Here is a 1,803-nt window from a genome sequence, read left to right on the forward strand (position 1 = left end):
GCCCCCGGGCCGCCCCAGGCCGGTGAAGGGGTCGTGCCCGCCCCGCCGGGCGTCGGGACCGGCGTCTCGTTCGACGCGACGGCCTCGCCCGTCGAGACCGCCCCGGCCCCGACGGGCGCGTTCGCGGCGCTCCGGCCGATCGCAGCGACCTGGAAGACAGCAGCGCCCACGGGCCGACGAACGCCGCCGGCGCCGAGAACACCCCCCGTCGAACGCCGGATCCCCGTCTCGCACTCCGGCACCACCGCCCGGCGCCGAACCGCCGGAGCCATCCGTACCGCTGTGTTCTTCGTGCGCAGCTTGCCCGCCCGCTCGGCGGTGAGGTTGCGGAAGTTGACGAGTATGCGGTGCCCGTACTCCGTGAGGACCGACTCGGGATGGAACTGCACGCCCCACAGCGGCCGGCCGCGGTGCCGCAGTCCCATCAGGACGCCGTCCTCCGCCCAGGCCGTGGCCTCCAGCGTCTCCGGCAGCGGCTCGCGCACGGCCAGCGAGTGGTAGCGAACGGCGGTGAAGTGCTGCGGCAGACCGTGGAACAGGTCCCGCCCGTCGTGCCGGATCGTGGACAGATGCCCGTGCCGCGGCTGAGGCGCGGGCCCCACCATCCCGGCCTCCCCGAGTGCGATGCCCTGATGCCCCAGACACACCCCGAGCACGGGAACCGGGGAGGTCGCGAGCAGCCTGCTCCCGATGCCGAAGTCACGCGCCACGCCCAGTTGTCCGGGGCCCGGGGAGACCACGAGGTTGTCGAACGCCCGGAGATCGGGAAGAGCGTCGACGGACGCGTCGTTGCGGACCACCACGGGCTCCTCGCCGTTGACCTCGGCGATCAACTGGAAGAGGTTGTGGACGTACGAGTCGTAATTGTCGATGAGCAGGGTCTTCACCCGCCCACCTCCTCTGTTTGGTACAGCCATTTCCTGAAGAAACGCTGGAGCCGGGGCTGAGAATCCAGGCGACGAGGGCCGTCACACACAGACACAACACAGCGTGCGAAACAGTGCATTGAGGTCACCGAGACAGGGAAGCACCGTCGGATTGAAGAGGAGCACCGGCGGAAAAGCCGCGCTCATATTCACTCATCACCGTTTCCATTGCGACGGCGGAGCCGGCGGCCCGGGCGTCAGCGTCTGCGCGTCGCACCAGGCCCGGGCGACGATTGTTCCCCGGCCAGGGCCGAACCCTCGCCGGCGAAGCGATAGACGTGGACGACATGCCATTTCGCCCCTCCGTCGACAAGTACCCCACCCCCAAGAAACCCCGGTGACCGTGACGGGATCACTGGTCACGCCGTCCCTTACGGAAAGCGCTCACCCCGTGTTCAAGATGCAGCAAACATTTTCCGTTTGCCCGCGGGACAGCTGCGCGGCAGCCGCAACCCCCAGCCTGCGAATGTGTCGCGGAAGGTGAAGAAGTCCGGGCGGGCGGCCGGGAAAACGCTGCCGCTCACCGTGGCGCGACGACGCCCTCCTCCGCCTCCACCGGCGCCTCCCCGAACCGCGACAGCGCCAGCGCCCCCGCCACCGCCACCGCGAACCCGAGGATCGCCAGCCACCCCAGCCCCGGTCGGGTCTGGTCCCCGAGCCACACCACACCGATCAACGCGGGCGCGACCGTCTCCCCGAGCACCAGCCCGGCCGTCGCCGTGGTCACCGACCCGCGCTGCAGCGCCGAGGTCAGCAGCAGGAACGCCGCCCCACCGCCCAGCAGCAGCGCGTACGTCGCCGGGTTGGGGAACAGCTCCCCGGGCGAGAACCCGTCGATGAGCCGCACCGACACCTCCACCACCCCGAACCCCAGCCC

General features: G+C 70.5%; 1 protein-coding gene and 2 pseudogenes. All 3 read right to left on the bottom strand.

Annotated elements, in window-relative coordinates:
* On the bottom strand, positions 1 to 887 hold an 887-nt coding region (locus tag K4G64_RS39135; protein WP_308122613.1), incomplete at its 3' end, for an aminodeoxychorismate/anthranilate synthase component II.
* Positions 884 to 1,273: pseudogene (locus K4G64_RS41605) on the bottom strand (hypothetical protein); the annotation flags it as partial. The gene K4G64_RS39135 and the pseudogene K4G64_RS41605, both read right to left, overlap by 4 nt.
* Before the next feature lie 173 nt (positions 1,274 to 1,446).
* A pseudogene (locus K4G64_RS39140) lies at positions 1,447 to 1,803 on the bottom strand (hypothetical protein); the annotation flags it as partial.

It is taken from the genome of Streptomyces sp. WAC04114, assembly GCF_019733245.1.
Classification (GTDB): domain Bacteria; phylum Actinomycetota; class Actinomycetes; order Streptomycetales; family Streptomycetaceae; genus Streptomyces; species Streptomyces massasporeus_A.